Raw genomic sequence first — 17,521 nt, 5'->3', positions numbered from 1 at the left:
CGCCCGCTCACAACACGATGTTGAAGACGACGGAATCGGAGCCCGCCGCCGCCGAGATACCGAAGTGCAGCTGCCACCAGCCGCTCATCGTGAACTTCACGCCATCGATGCGGTAGCGCCCCTGGCCCAAATAGTCGGTCGCCTGCGGACTGGTCGGCAGGCCGTGATCGTGCCGCGGCATCCCGCCGGAAACGGTGATGGCCGCTCCTTCCACCGGCGCGCCGGCGGCGGTCTTCAGCGTCAGCAGCCAGGACTGCAGCTCGCCCTGCCGGACGACGCCGCGCTCCGGCTCGAAGCTCGCGACGAACAGGCCGTTCGCCGTCTTTTTCGAGCGCGACAGGTCCGGTCCGGGCGCCGATTGCGGCAGCGTCAGATAGACTGCGGCCACGATGCCGACCAGCAGCACGGCAAGACCGAGACCCGCAAGAATGTAACGCCATATCGATGCCAAGCCCGTTCCTCTTCGGCTGCTAACGTCGCGGGCCGCTTGTCGCGTCCCGCCCTGCCTGTGGGAAATCGCTTCTGGCGCAAAATTCGCCGGTAGCCAAGCATGGCGCTGCCGGCCGCAAAAAGCTACAGCAACAATATCTTAGGAAGGGATAAGTCCGCATGGTCAATGGTATCGCATCGATCGGCGAATGTATGCTGGAACTGTCGGGCCAGGCCGGCCCGAACTGGCGGATGGGTTTTGCCGGCGATACCTTCAACACGCTCTGGGCGTTGCACGCCTTGAGCCCGGATCGGCCCGCGACCTATGTGACGGCCTTCGGCGACGATCCCTTCTCGCACGACCAGATCGCTTTCTTTGCCGAGAACGGCATCGGCATAGGCAACAGCCCGGTCATTGCTGGCGCGCGCCCCGGCCTTTATGCCATAACGCTGACAGGAGCCGAGCGCGCCTTCACCTACTGGCGAAGCGACGCGGCCGCGCGCCAGCTCGCCTCGGATCCGACAGCACTGGCAAAAAGCCTTGAAAACCAGGCGCTCGTCTATTTTTCCGGAATCACCCTGGCAATTCTGGACGCGGCGGCGCGCCAAACCCTCCTCTCGGCCGTGGCGACTGCCCGCAAGGCCGGCTCGCTCGTCGCCTTCGACCCGAACTACCGGCCGCGTCTGTGGTCGAGCCGCGAGGCGGCGCAGGCCGCGATCCTCGAAGCGCTTGCGGTGGCCGACATTGCGCTTCCGACTTTTCCGGACGAGCAGATGCTGTTCGGCGATGAGACCCCGGAGGTCACAGCCAAGCGCCTGGGCAAGCTGACCGGCGAGGTCGTGGTCAAGAATGGCGAGCAGCCGGCCCTGATTGCGCTGAACGGCGCTTCACAAGCTGTCGACGCGGTGCATGTGGCTGTCCCCGTCGATACCACGGGGGCCGGCGATTCCTTCAACGGCGGCTATCTCGCCGCCCGGCTTGCCGGCCACGCGCCTGCCGACGCGACACGCCGGGCGCACAAAGTCGCCGCCGCGGTGGTGCAGGTTCGCGGCGCGCTGGCGCCGTTTGAGACCTTGCGGATCGCCTTCGGTAGTTAAGCGCTATCGAAGCTTGGGTGGACTTCACTTCAATATTGGAAAACTTTAGGGCAAGCGGAACCGATATTCCGTCACCTGATGATAGATCTGCCCGGGCCACAGCGTCGCCTGCGGGAAATAAGGCCGGTTCGGCGCGTCCGGCCATGTCTGCGCTTCGAGGCAGAGGCCTGAAAACGCCTTGTAGCGGCGGCCGTCGAGCCCTGGCGATGTCGGCGCGACGAACTGACCGCTATAGAGCTGCAGTCCTGGTTCGGTGGTCCAGACTTCCATCTCGACGCCGGAATTGGCGCCTTGCACCCAGGCAGCCTGGTGCAGCGGCCCGCGGCTGGAGGCCAGGCAGTAATTCAGGTCATAGCGAAGCTGCTCGCCTTCCATTTCCATGCGCAGCGGCCGAGCCTGCCGGAAATCGTAGGGCGTGCCGTCGACCGGCTTTACCACGCCGGTCGGGATCATCTCGTCATCGACCGGCGTGTAGGCGCCGGCGTTGAGCATCAGCCGGTGGTCGAGGATGTCGCCGGCGCCGCCGTCGTCGAGATTGAAATAGGAATGCTGCGCGAGGTTGCAGAGCGTCGGCTCCTCGCAGGTCGCGGTCAGCTCCATGCTGAGCGTGCCTGGGATCTTCAGCCGATACGTGCAGGTGACGTCGAGCGCGCCGGGAAAGCCCATCGCGCCGTCCGGATCGTGCAGCGTCAGCGTTACGAAATCGCGGCCATGCAGCGAGACGGCCCATGGCCGGCGGAAAAAGCCTTCCGAGCCGCCATGCAGCGTGTGCTTGCCGAGAAAATTCTGCTCGGCCTGGAAGCGGTTGCCGGCGATGGTGAAGCGGCCGCCGCCGATGCGGTTGGCGAAGCGGCCGACGACGGCGCCAAAGAAGGCGCGGTCGGTCTCGTAGGGCTCGAATCGGTCGTAGCCCAGCACCAGCGGCGCGTCATGGCCGCTCAGCCTGAGGTCCTGAATGATGGCGCCGAGCCCGATGATGTTGGCCGTGATGCCGCCGCCGCGAATGGTGAAGCGGCGCACGGCCTCGCCCGCCTGCGTCGTGCCGAAGACCTCGCCGTCTTTCATTGCCATGCCCGAAATGTCATTTCCGATCCGTGGATTTAGGCCGGCTGCGTATCATCCGGCAAGCGCAGGCTAAGGCAATTCCAGGAAAAGTGCGCAGCGGCTTTGCGCCAAGACAAGGCGATAGAGCAGTCCACCGTTGTCTGAAACGGTGGACTGCTGGGCGCGCCTGCCCCTGTTCCGGGGATCGATATCAGAGCCCTAGGCCGCCGAAGCAGGCATATTTGGTGTCGAGATAGTCCTCGATGCCCTGATGCCCGCCTTCTCGGCCGAGACCGGATTCCTTGACGCCGCCGAACGGTGCCTCGGGCGTGGTGATCAGGCCTTCATTGACGCCGACCATGCCGTATTTCAGGCCTTCCATGACGCGGAAGGCGCGGCCGAGATCGCCGGTGTAGAAATAGGCGGCAAGGCCGAACTCGGTGTCGTTGGCCAGCGCGATCGCCTCTTCCTCGGTCTCGAACTTGAACACAGGCGCGATCGGCCCAAAAATCTCCTCCTTCATGAAGCGCATGTTCGGCGTGGCGCCAGAAATCACCGTCGGCTGGAAGAACGAGCCGCCCAGCGCATGGCGCTTGCCGCCGGCGACGACCTTGCCGCCCTTCGACGTCGCATCGGCGATGAATTCCTCGACCTTCTCGACCGCTTTCTCGTCGATCAGCGGCCCCTGCTGCACGCCTTCCTCGAGGCCCGAGCCGACCTTGAGGTTATTGCTGGCGGCGGCGAGCTTCTCGACGAATTTGTCATAGATGCCCGCCTGCACGAGGAAGCGGTTGGTGCACACGCAGGTCTGGCCGGAATTGCGGTACTTGGCCGTGATGGCGCCGGCAACGGCGCGATCGACATCGGCGTCGTCGAAGACCAGGAACGGCGCGTTGCCGCCAAGCTCCATCGACACTTTCTTGACCGTCGAGGCCGACTTCTGGATCAGGATCTTGCCGACCTCGGTCGAGCCGGTGAAGGTGATCTTCTTGACCAGCGGGTTGGCGCAGATCTCGTCGCCGATCTCGCCGGCCGAACCGGTGACAACGTTGACGACGCCTTTCGGGAAACCGACCTCCTCGACAAGCGCGCCCCAGGCGAGGCCCGAATAAGGCGTCTGCGAGGCCGGCTTGACCACCGCGGTGCAGCCGGCGGCCAAAGCCGGGCCGATCTTGCGGGCAAGCATCGAGGACGGGAAATTCCACGGCGTGATGGCGGCGATGACACCGACCGGCTCCTTGGTCACCAGGATGCGGCGGTCGCCCCATGGCGACGGAACGATGTCGCCGTAGACGCGGCGGCCTTCCTCGGCGAACCAGAGGATATAGCTGGCGGCCGAGCCGATCTCGCCCTTGGATTCGGTGAGCGACTTGCCCTGCTCGATGGTCAGCAATTCGGCGAGCACGTCCTGATTGTCCATCATCGCGTCATGCAGCTTGCGCAGGAGCTTCGAGCGCTCGAGCGCGGTGGTCTTGCGCCAGCCCTTGAAGGCTTCCTCTGCGGCTTCGATCGCGCGGCGGGTCTCGGCCTTGCCGGCCTTAGGCACGGTGCCGATCTTGAGGCCGGTCGCCGGATTGTTGACGTCGATGGTCTGGCCGCTGTCGGCCTGCACCCATTCACCATTGATGAGGTTGGCCTGGCGCATGAAATGGCTGGTTTTCTGAAGCATGGTCTGGCCTCCGTTCGGCGCGCTGATCGGCCGTTTTTCTGGATATCCGTTGAAGCGTGCTTCAAGAGCCGCACGCCGGCGCATTGCTCTTACCTAGGGAAAGGCGGGCAAGCAATCACAAGATGGCATATAGGGGTTGGGCCAGCAAAAGCGAGCCGCGTTCAGCGGCTCTATCCGAAGACGTGGATCACCACCGTCAGCCAGAACGAGGTGGTTACCACCGCGCTTGCGGTGGCAAGCGTCATCTGGTTCGAGGCCAGCGCCTGGCCGGTGTTGAACTGGACGGCGATCAGATAGGAATTGATGCCCGAAGGCAGTGCCGCAACCACCACCGCGACCTTGGCCGTCAGCGGCGGCAGGCCGAGCAGCCAGACGAAGGCCAGCACCAGCGCCGGCATCAGGAATAGCTTCAGCACCGACAGCGCCAGCGCCGGCCTGATATTGCCGGAGATGCCGAAGCGGCACAGGCTGAGCCCCATGGCGAACAGCGCTACCGGACCGGCCGTGTCGGCGAGCGTATTGACCAACCGTTCGACGAGATCCGGCAGCGGCGCGCCGGTGAGGCGCCAGGCGAGCCCCACCAGGATGCCGATGATCAGCGGATTGAGGAACAGGCGCCTGAGGAAGTTTTTGACGACGCGCAGCGGATGCACCGTCTCGCCGCTGCCGCGCCCGAACATCTCGAACAGCACGATCGAGGCCATCATCATGATTGGCAGGTGGACCGAGACCAGCAGCGACAGCACCTCGAAGCCGCTGGCGCCGAATATGCCGAGGACGAAGGGCGCGCCGAGCAGCACCACATTGGAATAAGCCGAGGACACGCCGCCGACGATGCCCGCGCGTGCATCTCGCTTGAAAACGCGCGTCATCATCAGATGGCCCGTGGTCCAGGTGATGGCGGCGGCCGCAAAATAGGCGCCCCACAGCGACCAGGGCGTTACGCCATGGAAATCCGATTTGACCATGGTCCGGAAGAGCAGCAGTGGCATCGCCATGCTGACGGCGAATTCCGAAATGCCCTCCCCGCTCGCCGGCTTCAGATAGAAGGTGAGCCCGGTCAGATAGCCGAGCGCCACAAGGCTGAAGACGAAGAGGACGGTTTCGGTAAGTGGAGTCATTTCTTGGGCGGAGACATTTTTCCCGTGATAGGCGGGCCCTGAGTGCGGTGCAATCGCACCGAACGGAACGGCGCTCCATTTGCTCTGCTGCCCCGCTGCTTGTCTTTCAGCCTGCTTTGCGGTCCCTATATGCCAATCACCACCTTGCCTTTGCGGGCTGCCATAGGACTTCCGATGCTGCGACTTGCCCTGGCGCTCTTCCTGCTTGCCGTTCCCACGCTGGCTCACGCGACCGATGCGGGCTGGGCGTTGCTGCGCGACGGCGGCCATGTCGTTCTGCTTCGCCATGCCTTCGTCACCGGAGCTGCCGACCCGGCCAATTTCGACATCGACAATTGCGCCACGCAGCTCAACCTGTCGGAGCGCGGCAAGCAGCAGGCAAGCCGCATCGGCGCGCTGTTCGCGGCGCGCTCGGCGCCGATCGATCATGTGCTCTCCAGCCGCTACTGCCGTTGCCTTGATACTGCCCGCATCGCTTTCGAATCCGAGCCGCAGCCTTTCGCGCCGCTCGATCTGCTCAAAACCGACCCGGCCGAAAAGGCCGCGCAAATGGCCGCGATCATGAAGGAGATCCGTGGCTATTCCGGCTCCGATAATCTGGTGCTGGTCACGCATGTGGAAAACATCGAGGCGCTCACCGGCGTAGCGCCGCGCGAGGGCGAGGCCGTGGTGGTGGCGCCGGACGGTGATGGTCTCAAGGTGCTCGGACGGGTCACGTTCTGACTAGGCGTGGTTGGCCATCCCATTCTTCAATAGCCAAGCGTTGATCTCGACCTTCCACGTTTCGATCATATCCCTGAAGGCATCCTCGGTCAGCTTTGACAGATAGGATTGTCCCTGCTCACCGAGCGCCGTAAACGTGTAGGCGATACAAGCCTGCGTGCCGTCCGGGCCACTATCAAGACAGGTTACTTCGACAAATCCGAAACGCGATCCCGGCGTCACCCTAACATAGCGCACGCGGTGTTCTTTCGGCTGCCAATCCGTGCAAGCCCAGAGCGTGAGCTCGTCACCCTGGCCGGTTCGGAACACCATCCCTTCTTGCGTCTCGCCGTTTCGCGGATGCAGAAATTCAGGATTCCAGCCATCGACCCACAGCGTTTCTCCCATCGGCGTGAACAATGGGAAGACGCGCTCGATAGGACCGGCAAGATCGATCCTGTGGCTGCGCTCAAGATGGCTCGTCACTGGACTTCTCCCTCATTTCCATCAACCCGTGGCTATCCGCCGCGCGGAGCTCCAGTCCGTAGATGCGCTTCAGCTGGTCGATTGTTTCGAGCGTCGCCGGTGAAAACGGCGCCTGCCCCTCGAAGGCATGCAGCACGATGCCCTCGATGAGATCGCCAAGACTCATGTCGCGATGCTCGGCCAGAGCCTTGAGCACCTTCACAAGCTTTTTCTCCAGCCGCACGCCAGTCTGTAGGCGTTCTATGATCATAACGTTTGTTACCATGGTACATTGGTACAAACAACAGCTGCGATCGCTGACAATGTTGCCGAAATGTCACAATGGAAAGAAGCCGCAAATCCGCCGCGACAATGCCGCTTGCGACAACCCGTCGCAGGGTCTATAGGCGCGCTCCCGGTCACGAAAACCGAAGCGAGCACAACGGTTGGAGCTTTCGTCTCCGCCCGCGCAGCCGGCTCTGCCGCGCTGTGTACGGCGCCGTTTCGGGTGTTGGGATCGCCGATGTAGCTCAGAGGTTAGAGCGCCGGATTTAGGTCCGGAGGTCGAGGGTTCGAGTCCCTTCATCAGCACCACGGATAGCTCAGTTTGGTTAGAGCATCAGATTTGTCATCTGACTGTCGAAGGTTCGATTCCTTCTCCAACGGCCTGATAAGCCGACACCTTCAGGTGGTGTTATCCAAAACGGTCCGGGGACCGGAATGCGAGGACTTCACGGACGGCAAGGATTCGGCCTCGCCGGGCTGCGACGTCCTGCGCCATCGGCTCGCGGCCAGGCCCGCGGTGACGATCAAGGCGCGACGCGGCCGGCAAAGGAAGCTTCGGCTTCCGGCGCCCGCTTCGCCGCCCCGCGATCCGCTCCCGCGGGCCCGCCACGCGCCGATGCCACCGGTCCCCGGATCATTCGTGCCCAGGACAATGAAGTACGACGACGTGAAACGAGAAACGAAAGGATGATCGACGCATGACGTGACGCCTCACATGGGGCCATGCCCGACAGGAGTAAGACAATGAAGACCATTCTCGAAAAGCTTCTTGGACGCCAGCGCGTCCTCGTGAAGGAAAATGAACGTGCCGTCGCCCTCTACAAGGGCGAGATCCAGGCGATCCTGATGCCGGGCGAGCATTGGCTCGCCAACCGGCGCGGCAACCTGGAAATCTCCAGGCACGACCTGAAGAACCCGGAATTCGTTTCGGCTTACGAGAAGGCGTTGTTCGACAAGCTCCCGGATGTGGCCGCGCGTCACCTCACCGTCATCCGCACCGGGCGTACCGACGTCGCCGTCGTCGAGCGCGACGGCGCCTTGCATGCCGTGCTCAACCCGGATCGCAAGCTCGTGCTGTGGACGGATGCCGGCCCGTGGAAGGTCACGTCCGTCGACACGGCGGCCGATCTCGCCGTCGATCCGGCCTTGATGCGCCGGATCGGCCAGGCCCGGAAGACGGAACATGTGTTCCTCTATCCGGTCGTGGACGGCCAGGTCGGGTTGCTGTTCGTGGATGGCGTCTACACCCGCACGCTTGCCGCGGGTGTGCACGCCTTCTGGAATTTCGGGCGCATGGTCCAGGTGAAGGTCGTCGACATCAAGCGCCAGTCGCTCGATGTCGCCGGGCAGGAAATGCTGACCAAGGATCGCGTGACGATCCGCGTCAACATCGCCGCCGAATACCGGGTCGTCGATCCGGTGACGGCGGTGAGCACGGTGAAGGACTTCTCCGAAGCCCTCTACCGCGCCCTGCAGTATGCCTTCCGCAAGACGCTTGGCGCGCTCACGCTCGACCAGATCCTCGACAAGAAGGTCACGGTCGACGAGGACGCGGCTGCCAAGGTGCGCGACGACATGGCCGTGATCGGCGTCGAGGTCAGCGATATCGCTCTCAAGGATGTGATCCTGCCGGGCGACATGCGCGAGATCCTCAACCAGGTGGTTTCGGCCGAGAAGCAGGCCGAGGCCAACGTCATCCGCCGCCGCGAGGAGACGAACGCCACCCGTTCGCTGCTCAACACGGCCAAGGTGATGGCCGAGAACCCGGTGATGCTGCGACTGAAGGAGCTCGAGGCTCTCGAGGCCATCGCCGGCAAGGTCGAGCGGCTCACCGTCCACAACGGAACGGGCGGGTTGCTCAACGACCTGGTCAAGCTCCGCGACTGATGCATGTCGCCCAAAGTGGTTCCGGCTTTGGGAAGACGGCATGCGACACAAAGCTGACGCAGCGTCAAATGGGAGGGGCCGCCGGGCAGGCCGGCGGCCCTTCTTGCGCTCCCAAAGCCCACATCCCATCTGCCCCGGCGCGTCAGGCCTTTTCCTGCCGGGAAAAACCGATTAGACAGCGCCCAAACAAGATGCGGACAGATTCCGCCCGCAACCCGAAGGAAGAGCCCTTGTCCACCACGTTCGAGAAAGTCGCCAAGATCATTGCCGACACCAGCGAGATCGATATCGACACCATTACGCCCGAGAGCCACACGATCGACGATCTCGGCATCGACAGCCTCGATTTCCTCGACATCGTCTTTGCCATCGACAAGGAATTCGGCATCAAGGTGCCGCTCGAGAAGTGGACGCAGGAGGTCAATGACGGCAAGGCTTCGACCGACGATTATTTCGTCATGAAGAACCTGTGCGCCAAGATCGACGCTCTGGTCGCGGCCAAGAACGCCTGATGTCCGCAGAGCGCGCGAACTTGACGCGCTCAGCGCGTGACCCCGAAATCGGCATCGATTTTCGGAAGGGATCATGCGCAAGATCAAAAAGCCGCCTGACCCGCAACAGCCACCCATGAGTTCCCACGACGTCGTCATTACCGGCATCGGCCTTGTCTCGTCATTGGGAGAAGGCCCCGACGCGCACTGGCAGAAGCTGACGCACCCTGGTTTCCAGCCGGTGCTCGAGGCAGAGCGCTTCGCGCCCTACACCATCCATCCCCTGCCCGAGATCGACTGGAACCTGCAGATCGCCAAGCGCGGCGACCAGCGCCAGATGGAAACCTGGCAGCGTCTCGGCACCTACACCGCCGGCCTGGCGCTCGACGATGCCGGCATCAAAGGCAATGACGAGCTTTGCGCCACCATGGACATGGTGGTGGCGGCCGGCGGCGGCGAGCGCGACGAAGCCGTCGATGCCGCGATCCTTGCGGCCTCCGAGAGCCGCAACGACCGCGACGTGCTGCTCAACGAGAAGCTGACGACGGAACTGCGGCCGACTTTGTTCCTCGCCCAGCTCTCCAATCTGCTCGCCGGCAACATCTCGATCGTCCACAAGGTCACCGGTTCGTCGCGCACCTTCATGGGCGAGGAAGGCGCCGGCGTCTCGGCCGTCGAGACGGCGGCCGCGCGCATCCGCTCGGGACAGTCGACCCATGTTTTGGTCGGCGGCGCCTTCCAGACCGAGCATTCCGACATGCTGCTCGGCTATGAGCTTGCCGGCTACCTGCATCGCGGCCCATGGAAGCCGGTCTGGCAACGCCAGGGCTCAGAAGGCGGCGGTGTGGTGACGGGCTCCGGCGGCGCCTTCCTGGTGCTCGAGCAGCGCGAGCACGCAAAAAACCGCGGCCGCAAGATCTACGCCGAGCTTGGCCCCGTCGTCTCCGGCCGCGCCAGGCGCCGGCAAGGCGAGTTGAATTCAGAGATTGCTGCGCTGCTGAAGCAGGCCGCCCTTCCCGACGGGGATCTGCTCACGATTTCCGCCGCCTCCGGCGCCCACGCCGCTACTGCGGCCGAAAAGGCTGTTCTCGAAGCCAACCCGGCTTTGGCAGTGCGCGCCTTCTCGACGTTGACCGGCCACATGAAGGAAGCGCAATTCCCCTTTGCGGTTGCGCTCGCGGCGATGGCTGTCGACCGCGGGGCCGGTTATCCTGCCTTCGATGCCACGGTGGAGCGCCCATTCGAAGGCGCCCCCGATCCCGTCCTTGCAACCGCGATCGGCTATCACCAATTCGAGGGCCTGGGGCTGGTTAAAGCCGCTTAGATCGGTTTTTCGCAATTCCCGGACGGAAAACCGCTACACACTTTTCCTGGAATTGCTCGATAACGAGGCAGACAAAAGCATGGCCAATCTTCGCGACCACATGGGCAGGCCTATCGTCGCCGTTACCGGTATCGGCGTGGTGACCTCGCTCGGCGTCGGCAAGGCCGACAATTGGGCGGCGCTGACCTCGGGCAGATCCGGCATCCATCCGATCACCCGCTTTCCGGTTGACCACCTCAACACCCGCATTTCCGGTATGGTCGACTTCCTGCCCTCGAGTTCGAAGGGCGCCAGCCACCTAACCTACGAACTGGCCGAGACGGCGGCCCAGGAGGCCGTCTCGGAAGCTGGTTTGGAGTCCGGCGATTTCGGCGGCCCGCTGTTCCTGGCCTCGCCGCCGGTCGAGCTCGACTGGATCGACCGCTTCTCGCTTTATAATTCCGACAAGCAGGACGCCGGTGCCGAAAGGTTGCTGCGCGTGGCGCGCGGATTGAAGGAGCTGGATGTCTTCGAGACCACGCAGTTCGGCTCGATCGCCGATCGCCTGGCCGACCGCTTCGGCACGCGTGGTCTGCCGATCACGCTGTCGACCGCCTGCGCCTCGGGCGCCACCGCCATCCAGCTTGGGGTCGAGGCGATCCGGCGCGGCGAGTGCGACAAGGCGCTGTCGATCGGCGCCGACGGCTCGGCCACCGCCGAAGCGCTGATCCGCTTCTCGCTGCTCTCGGCCCTTTCCACCCACAATGATATCCCCGAAAAGGCCTCAAAGCCCTTCTCCAAGGATCGCGACGGCTTCGTGCTGGCTGAAGGCTCCGGCGCGCTGGTGCTGGAATCGCTGGAAGGCGCCCTTGCGCGGGGCGCGACAATCCTCGGCATCATGCGCGGCTGCGGCGAGAAGGCCGACGATTTTCACCGCACCCGCTCCAAGCCCGACGGCTCGCCTGCGATCGCGGCGGTGCGCGCCGCTCTTGCCGATGCGGGCCTCGGGGAAGACGAGATCGACTACGTCAATGCGCACGGCACCTCGACGCCCGAGAACGACAAGATGGAGCACCTGTCGCTGTCCACCGTCTTCGGCGAGCGCATCGGCTCGATGCCGATCTCGTCGAACAAGTCGATGATCGGCCACACCCTGTCGGCCGCCGGCGCGGTGGAGGCCGCCTTCTCGCTGATGACCATGCGCGAAAGCGTCATCCCGCCGACGATCAATTACGACAATCCAGATCCGGCCATCGTGCTCGACGTCGTGCCGAACAAGAAGCGCAACGCCGAAGTCGGCACGGTTTTGTCGAATTCCTTCGGCTTCGGCGGCCAGAACACCTGCCTTGTCATGGCGCGGGAACCGGTCTAAGCGGACTTTTTCCGCTCTTACAGACCCGACAGGCCACATGCGCGCATTGCAACTTATCGAGGACCGCCGCCTTGAAACGGTGGACCTGCCGCCTCCCCCGCCGCCTTCGCTGGGCGAAGTGACGCTCCGCATCAAGGCGGTGGCGCTCAACCATATCGACGTCTGGGGTTGGCGCGGCATGGCGTTTGCCAAGCGCAAGCTGCCGCTGGTCGTCGGCGCCGAGGCCGCCGGCGAGGTCGAGGCGGTCGGCCCCGGCGTCTCCAACCTGCTGCCGGGACAATTGGTGTCGATCTACGGCGCGCGCACCTGCGGGCTTTGCCGCGCCTGCCGCGAAGGCCGCGACAATCTCTGCGAGCATGTTTCCGGCGTCCATGGCTTCCATCTCGACGGCTTTGCCCAGGAAAAGATCAACCTGCCGGCGCGTCTTCTGGTGCCCGCGCCTCCCGGCGTCACCGAGATCGGCGCGGCGGTCGCGCCTGTCACCTTCGGCACGGTCGAGCACATGCTGTTCGACAACGCCAGGCTGGAACCGGGCGAAACCGTCCTCGTCCATGCCGGCGGCTCCGGCATCGGCTCCGCTGCCATCCAGCTCGCAAAGAAGATGGGCTGCACTGTCATCACCACGGTCGGCTCGAACGACAAGATCGACAAGGCCACGGCGCTTGGCGCCGACCATGTCATCAACTACCGCGAGGACCGTTTCGAAGGCGTCGTGCGCAAGCTGACCAAGAAGAAGGGTGTCGATGTGGTGTTCGAGCATGTCGGCGCCGATACCTTCGCGGGCTCGATGCTGTGCTTGAAGCGCGGCGGTCGCCTCGTCACCTGCGGCTCGACCTCGGGCGTGTCGACGCAGGTCAACCTGATGCAGCTCTTCCAGCAGCAGCTGAAGCTGCTCGGCTCCTTCGGCTGCCGCATGGAGAACATGGCCAATGCCATGCAGAAGATGGCGGCCGGCCTCGTTGCCCCGGTCATCGATACCGAAGTCGGCTTCGACGACATCGACGCCGCGCTGAAGCGCATGGAAGGCCGCGACGTCTTCGGCAAGATCATCCTGCGCGTTTCCTAAGACAGGATGGTCGGCAAGGTGTTCAGGAAAGCCCGCCGGGACTTCATGTTCCGCTACGGCCGGCGGCTGCGCCAGCTGGAGCATTGGGTGGTCGCCAAGCTCGCCATCGTGTTGCTCTCGCTGCTGCGCCTGTTGCCGCCGGACAGCGCGCTCAACTTCGCCGACCGTGTCGCCCGCCGCATCGGCCCGATGGTCGGGCGCCACCGCGTTGCGGTCAACAATCTGCGCCTTGCCTATCCGCAAAAGAGCGACGCCGAGATCGAAGCCATCGCGCGCGACATGTGGGGCAACATGGCCCGCCTCGCCGCCGAATACATCTTCCTCGACGCGCTGTTCGACTTCGATCCGAACGCTTCGAAGCCGGGCCGGGTGGAGGTGCGCGGCGTCGAGCATTTCCACGAGATCGCCGGCGAGAAGAAGCCGCATATCCTGTTCACCGGCCATCTCGGCAATTTCGAGTTGCTGCCGGTGGCCGCGGCCACCTTCGGCATGAACATCACGGCGCTGTTTCGCCCGCCGAACAACCCCTATCTCGCCGATTACATCCACTCGACGCGCCGCTCCTCGATGGGCGCCCTGCTGCCCTCCGCCGCCGGCGCATCTTTCGCCCTTGCCGCCATCCTCGAAAAGGGCGGCAATATCGGCGTGCTTGTCGATCAGAAATTCTCGGGCGGCGTAGACACGACCTTCTTCGGGCGCCCATGCCAGAGCAATCCGATGCTCGGCATGCTGGCCCGCCACTATGACTGCGATGTCTACCCCGCCCGCTGCGTCAGGCTGCCGGGCAACCGCTTCCGCCTGGAAATCGAGGACAGGCTGACCTTGCCGCGCACCGAAGGCGGTAGCGTCGATGTCAGCGCCACCACCCAGCTGCTCACCGATGTGGTCGAGCGCTGGGTGCGCGAGGACCCCGGCCAGTGGATGTGGTTCCACAAACGCTGGGAAATCAGCGGCCGCCGCCGTAAGCGCGGACAGTCGAAGGCGACAGTCGGCCTTTAGGTCAGTTGGTGACGACAATCCGCGTGTTGCCGAAGCCGACTTCCTTGACCATCGAATAAAAGGCCGCGGCGTTAGCCGGATGCAGGCGCACGCAGCCATGCGATGCCGGTCGTCCGAGATTTCTCACCGACCCGGTGCCGTGAATGGCGTATCCGCCATGGAAGAACACCGAATAGGGCATCGGCGAGTTGTCATACTTGCGCGAATACCACATCCGGGCGGTCCATTGCGGCCGGTAGCTGCCGCGCGGCGTGAAGTAGCCCTTGCGCGCGGTCGACACGCTCCAGCGATAAACCACCTGGCCGTATTTGCTGACGGTCATGGTCTGTGACGAGACGTCGATATTGGCCACCAGCGCGGCCGCCCGGCTTGCGATGGACATGCCGAACAACGCGGTTGCCAGCACGGTTGCCATGAGAACGAACTTTTTCATGCGATCAAACCCCTTTGATTGCCCCTGCCATTCGCGCGGTTCTTCCATCTTTTTGCCGGCAGATGCGTTAAGTACCACACACTCCTTGACGAATCCGCCAATGCAATGCGGTGAATTTGAACGATTTTCGCGGTATAGTTGCTGCCGCACCACGCACCCTCTGAAGTTTAGGCGAGGCGTTGGTCCATGCTTCGGTCGTTGTGTGGCAATGAGCGACTGGTCGCTTGCAAAAGCACCGCGTTCCTTCTTCAATCCGCCGGATGAATGAACGACTTCTCAAGGCGGTCGAGGATCGGGCCGACGACCTCGTTGCGCTGACCGCCGACCTGATCCGCTTTCCGACCGTAAACCCGCCGGGCGAAGCCTACCGGCCATGCGCCGAGTTTCTCGGCGCGCGCCTGAAGAAACTCGGCTTCGAGACCGAGTTTATTCGTGCCGAAGGCGCGCCAGGCGACAGCGACCGCTACCCGCGCGTCAATGTCGTTGCCCGTTTCGAGGGCCGCTCGCCCGGCCCCTGCGTGCATTTCAACTCGCACATCGACGTGGTCGAGACCGGCGACGGCTGGACCGTCGATCCCTTCGCCGGCGTGGTGAAGGACGGCAAGGTCTATGGCCGCGGCGCCTGCGACATGAAGGGCGGTCTGGCGGCCTCCGTCATTGCCGTCGAAGCCTTCATGGAAGTCTATCCCGATTTTCCCGGCGCCATCGAGATATCAGGCACGGCGGACGAGGAATCGGGCGGTTTCGGCGGCGTCGCCCATCTGGCGAGGCTCGGCTATTTCTCGAAGCCGAAAGTCGACCACGTCATCATCCCCGAGCCGCTGAACAAGGATCGCATCTGCCTTGGCCATCGGGGCGTCTGGTGGGCCGAGATCGAGACCAAGGGCGAGATCGCGCATGGCTCGATGCCGTTCCTCGGCGACAATGCAGTACGCCACATGGGCGCCGTTCTGCGGGCCTTCGAGGAGGAATTGTTCCCGGCGCTCGACCGCAAGATGACGCGCATGCCGGTGGTTCCGGAAGGCGCCAGGCGCTCGACCATGAACATCAATTCCATTCATGGCGGCCAGACCGAGGATTTCCGGCCGGGGCTCCCCTCGCCCAACGTGCCCGATTGGTGCCGGCTCACCATCGACCGGCGTTTTCTGCTCGAAGAAGACATCGCCTCCGTCAAAGGCGAAGTCACCGGCATCCTCGAACGGCTGAAACGCGAGCGCGAGAAATTCGACTACGAGATCCGCGATCTGATGGAGGTGCTGCCACTGATGACGGAGCGCGACGCGCCGGTGGTGAAGGCCGTCGCGAAGGGCATCATGGAGGTCTTCGACCGCGAACCGGATTATGTGATCTCGCCCGGCACCTACGACCAGAAGCATGTCGCGCGCATCGGCCACCTCTATGACTGCATCGCTTATGGCCCGGGCATTCTCGACCTCGCCCACCGGCCGGACGAATGGGTCGGCATCGCCGACATGTTGGAATCGGCCAAGGTGATGGCTATCGGCCTCAATGTGCTCTTGCGCGGTACAACCGGCTGATCCGCAAAAACATTCCGCCTGGCGCCGCCCGGCAGCACGAAACGCAATTTACTCGCAGGCCAAATCACGCTTCTATCCGCCAGCCTGAGCACGTTTGAGCAATGGGAGTTCAGCGATGAAATTGTGGAAGACCATCCTGGCCGCGGCTACGCTGTCGCTTGCCGCCGCCACGTCGGCCCTTGCCGCACGCACCGACCTCACGCTCGGCATCGTGCTTGAGCCGCCGCATCTCGATCCGACCGCCGGCGCGGCCGCGGCCATCGGCGAAGTCACCTATGCCAATGTCTTTGAAGGGCTGACGCGCATTGACGACAACGGCCAGGTTCAGCCCGGTCTCGCCGAGAGTTGGGCCGTCTCCGACGACGGCAAGGTCTACACGTTCAAGCTGCATTCCGGCGTGAAGTTCCACGATGGCTCGGCCTTCGGCGCCGCCGACGTGAAATTCTCGCTGGACCGGGCGCGCGCCAAGGATTCGCTCAATCCGCAAAAGCCGCTGTTTGCGCATATCACCGATGTCACAGCGGTCGATCCGGCGACGGTGAAGGTCACGCTCGACGGTCAGCAGGGCGATTTCCTCTATGACATGGGCCAGGTTGCGGCGGTAATCGTGGCGAAGGCATCGGCCGACGGCAACAAGGACAAGCCGATCGGTACCGGTCCGTTCAAGCTCGATCATTGGGCCAAGGGTTCCGAGATCACGCTGGTCAAGAATCCGGACTACTGGGGTACGCCCGCTGCGCTCGACAAGGCGACGTTCCGTATCGTGCCCGACGCGGCCGCGGCTGTCCCCGCATTGCTCTCGGGCGACATCCAGGCTTTCGCCAACATGCCCGCACAAGACGCGCTTGAGCAACTTCAGTCCGATCCGCGCTTCAGCGTCGTGATCGGCTCGACCGAGGGCGAGACGATCCTGTCGATCAACAACAAGAAGCCGCCCTTCGACAAGCTCGCGGTGCGGCAGGCGCTCGCCTCCGCAATCGATCGCAGCGCCATCATCGCCGCGGCCTCGAACGGTCTTGGAAAGCCGATCGGGTCTCATTTCTCGCCAGGCGATACGGGCTATGTCGATCTCACCGGCGTCTATCCGCACGACATCGCCAAGGCCAAGGAGTATCTGAAGGAGGCGGGGCTGGAGAACGGCTTTTCGGCCACGATCAAGCTGCCTCCCGTACCCTACGCACGCGACGGCGGCCAGGTGATTCAGTCCCAACTGAAGGACATCGGGGTCAATCTGCAGATCATTCCGGTCGAATGGGCGGAGTGGCTGAGCCAGGTCTTCACCAACAAGGACTACGACCTGACGATTGTGTCCCATGTCGAGCCAAACGACATCGATATCTATTCGCGGCCCGGCTACTATTTCCAGTATGACAATCCGAAGTTCAACGATGTCATTAAGGAGCTCGGCACCACGGTCGACAAGGACAAGCGGCTGGAGTTGCTGGGCGAGGCGCAGAAGATTCTCGCGCACGACGTGCCCGCCGTCTACCTGTTCGAGCTGCCCAAGATTGGCGTCTGGGATGCCAAGCTGCAGGGCATGTGGACGAACTGGCCGATCGAGGCTGACGATCTGACCAAGGTGAAGTGGACGGATTGAGGCCGGCGCGATCGCCCGATCG

17 protein-coding genes and 2 tRNA genes are annotated in these 17,521 nt (G+C 63.6%); 12 read left to right on the top strand and 7 right to left on the bottom strand.

Annotated elements, in window-relative coordinates; translation table 11 throughout:
• Positions 1-7: 7 nt before the first annotated feature.
• Positions 8-451, bottom strand: a complete 444-nt coding sequence (locus LB515_RS17745) for a FixH family protein (protein WP_224609327.1) — start codon at positions 449-451, stop codon at positions 8-10.
• A 158-nt stretch (positions 452-609) separates the two neighbouring features.
• On the opposite strand from LB515_RS17745, the gene LB515_RS17740 reads away from it, so the two are divergent.
• Entirely contained in the window at positions 610-1,527 is a 918-nt protein-coding gene (locus tag LB515_RS17740) for a sugar kinase (protein WP_224708469.1), read from the top strand.
• 45 nt (positions 1,528-1,572) lie between these two features.
• Here LB515_RS17740 and LB515_RS17735 read toward each other — a convergent pair whose 3' ends face one another.
• From LB515_RS17735 to LB515_RS17725, 3 genes are all read right to left on the bottom strand, one after another.
• Complete coding sequence (locus LB515_RS17735; protein ID WP_224708468.1) at positions 1,573-2,598, bottom strand: aldose epimerase family protein; 1,026 nt, start codon at positions 2,596-2,598, stop codon at positions 1,573-1,575.
• Positions 2,599-2,782: 184 nt separating this feature from the next.
• On the bottom strand, positions 2,783-4,240 hold the full coding sequence (locus LB515_RS17730; RefSeq protein ID WP_140846156.1) for an NAD-dependent succinate-semialdehyde dehydrogenase: 1,458 nt from the start codon (positions 4,238-4,240) through the stop codon (positions 2,783-2,785).
• A 170-nt stretch (positions 4,241-4,410) separates the two neighbouring features.
• The gene (locus tag LB515_RS17725; RefSeq protein WP_224708467.1) at positions 4,411-5,361 is read right to left on the bottom strand and encodes an AEC family transporter; all 951 of its coding nucleotides are present in this window, start codon (positions 5,359-5,361) and stop codon (positions 4,411-4,413) included.
• A gap of 174 nt (positions 5,362-5,535) precedes the next feature.
• On the opposite strand from LB515_RS17725, the gene LB515_RS17720 reads away from it, so the two are divergent.
• The gene (locus LB515_RS17720) at positions 5,536-6,084 is read left to right on the top strand and encodes a histidine phosphatase family protein (protein WP_095764970.1); all 549 of its coding nucleotides are present in this window, start codon (positions 5,536-5,538) and stop codon (positions 6,082-6,084) included.
• Here LB515_RS17720 and LB515_RS17715 read toward each other — a convergent pair whose 3' ends face one another.
• Positions 6,085-6,549 carry a hypothetical protein gene (locus tag LB515_RS17715; RefSeq protein ID WP_224708466.1) on the bottom strand — a complete coding sequence of 155 codons (465 nt, stop codon included), beginning with the start codon at positions 6,547-6,549 and terminating at the stop codon, positions 6,085-6,087. It lies immediately after the preceding gene.
• Positions 6,533-6,799, bottom strand: a complete 267-nt coding sequence (locus tag LB515_RS17710; RefSeq protein ID WP_224708465.1) for a hypothetical protein — start codon at positions 6,797-6,799, stop codon at positions 6,533-6,535. Before LB515_RS17710 ends, LB515_RS17715 begins: the two co-directional genes overlap by 17 nt.
• Positions 6,800-7,047: 248 nt before the next feature.
• Between LB515_RS17710 and LB515_RS17705 the strand changes: the two genes are divergently transcribed.
• The 8 genes from LB515_RS17705 (at position 7,048) to LB515_RS17670 (ending at position 13,931) form a co-directional block, all read left to right on the top strand.
• Positions 7,048-7,122 (top strand) — tRNA-OTHER (locus tag LB515_RS17705).
• 1 nt (position 7,123) lies between these two features.
• Positions 7,124-7,191: transfer RNA gene (locus LB515_RS17700), tRNA-Thr, on the top strand.
• A gap of 366 nt (positions 7,192-7,557) precedes the next feature.
• Positions 7,558-8,700, top strand: a complete 1,143-nt coding sequence (locus LB515_RS17695) for a slipin family protein (RefSeq protein ID WP_224708464.1) — start codon at positions 7,558-7,560, stop codon at positions 8,698-8,700.
• Positions 8,701-8,930: 230 nt separating this feature from the next.
• Positions 8,931-9,212: an acyl carrier protein gene (locus LB515_RS17690; protein WP_040981809.1), complete on the top strand. Its 282-nt coding sequence runs from the start codon at positions 8,931-8,933 to the stop codon at positions 9,210-9,212.
• 115 nt (positions 9,213-9,327) lie between these two features.
• The gene (locus LB515_RS17685; RefSeq protein ID WP_224708505.1) at positions 9,328-10,515 is read left to right on the top strand and encodes a beta-ketoacyl-ACP synthase; all 1,188 of its coding nucleotides are present in this window, start codon (positions 9,328-9,330) and stop codon (positions 10,513-10,515) included.
• Positions 10,516-10,594: 79 nt separating this feature from the next.
• On the top strand, positions 10,595-11,866 hold the full coding sequence (locus LB515_RS17680) for a beta-ketoacyl-ACP synthase (protein WP_095764965.1): 1,272 nt from the start codon (positions 10,595-10,597) through the stop codon (positions 11,864-11,866).
• Positions 11,867-11,903: 37 nt separating this feature from the next.
• The gene (locus tag LB515_RS17675; protein WP_224708463.1) at positions 11,904-12,932 is read left to right on the top strand and encodes a zinc-binding dehydrogenase; all 1,029 of its coding nucleotides are present in this window, start codon (positions 11,904-11,906) and stop codon (positions 12,930-12,932) included.
• Between the two features lie 6 nt (positions 12,933-12,938).
• A complete protein-coding gene (locus tag LB515_RS17670) occupies positions 12,939-13,931 on the top strand; it encodes a lipid A biosynthesis lauroyl acyltransferase (protein WP_224708462.1) in 993 nt (330 codons plus the stop codon).
• Between the two features lies 1 nt (position 13,932).
• Here LB515_RS17670 and LB515_RS17665 read toward each other — a convergent pair whose 3' ends face one another.
• Entirely contained in the window at positions 13,933-14,364 is a 432-nt protein-coding gene (locus LB515_RS17665; RefSeq protein ID WP_140846163.1) for a L,D-transpeptidase, read from the bottom strand.
• 260 nt (positions 14,365-14,624) lie between these two features.
• Here LB515_RS17665 and LB515_RS17660 point away from each other — a divergent pair, with 260 nt between their 5' ends.
• Both LB515_RS17660 and LB515_RS17655 read left to right on the top strand, forming a co-directional pair.
• On the top strand, positions 14,625-15,902 hold the full coding sequence (locus tag LB515_RS17660) for an acetylornithine deacetylase/succinyl-diaminopimelate desuccinylase family protein (RefSeq protein WP_224708461.1): 1,278 nt from the start codon (positions 14,625-14,627) through the stop codon (positions 15,900-15,902).
• A 115-nt stretch (positions 15,903-16,017) separates the two neighbouring features.
• Complete coding sequence (locus tag LB515_RS17655) at positions 16,018-17,499, top strand: ABC transporter substrate-binding protein (protein ID WP_224708460.1); 1,482 nt, start codon at positions 16,018-16,020, stop codon at positions 17,497-17,499.
• Positions 17,500-17,521: the final 22 nt, after the last annotated feature.

The organism is Mesorhizobium sp. CA15 (genome assembly GCF_020165215.1).
Lineage (GTDB): Bacteria > Pseudomonadota > Alphaproteobacteria > Rhizobiales > Rhizobiaceae > Mesorhizobium.
This window is presented reverse-complemented; position numbering and strand designations above follow the sequence as displayed.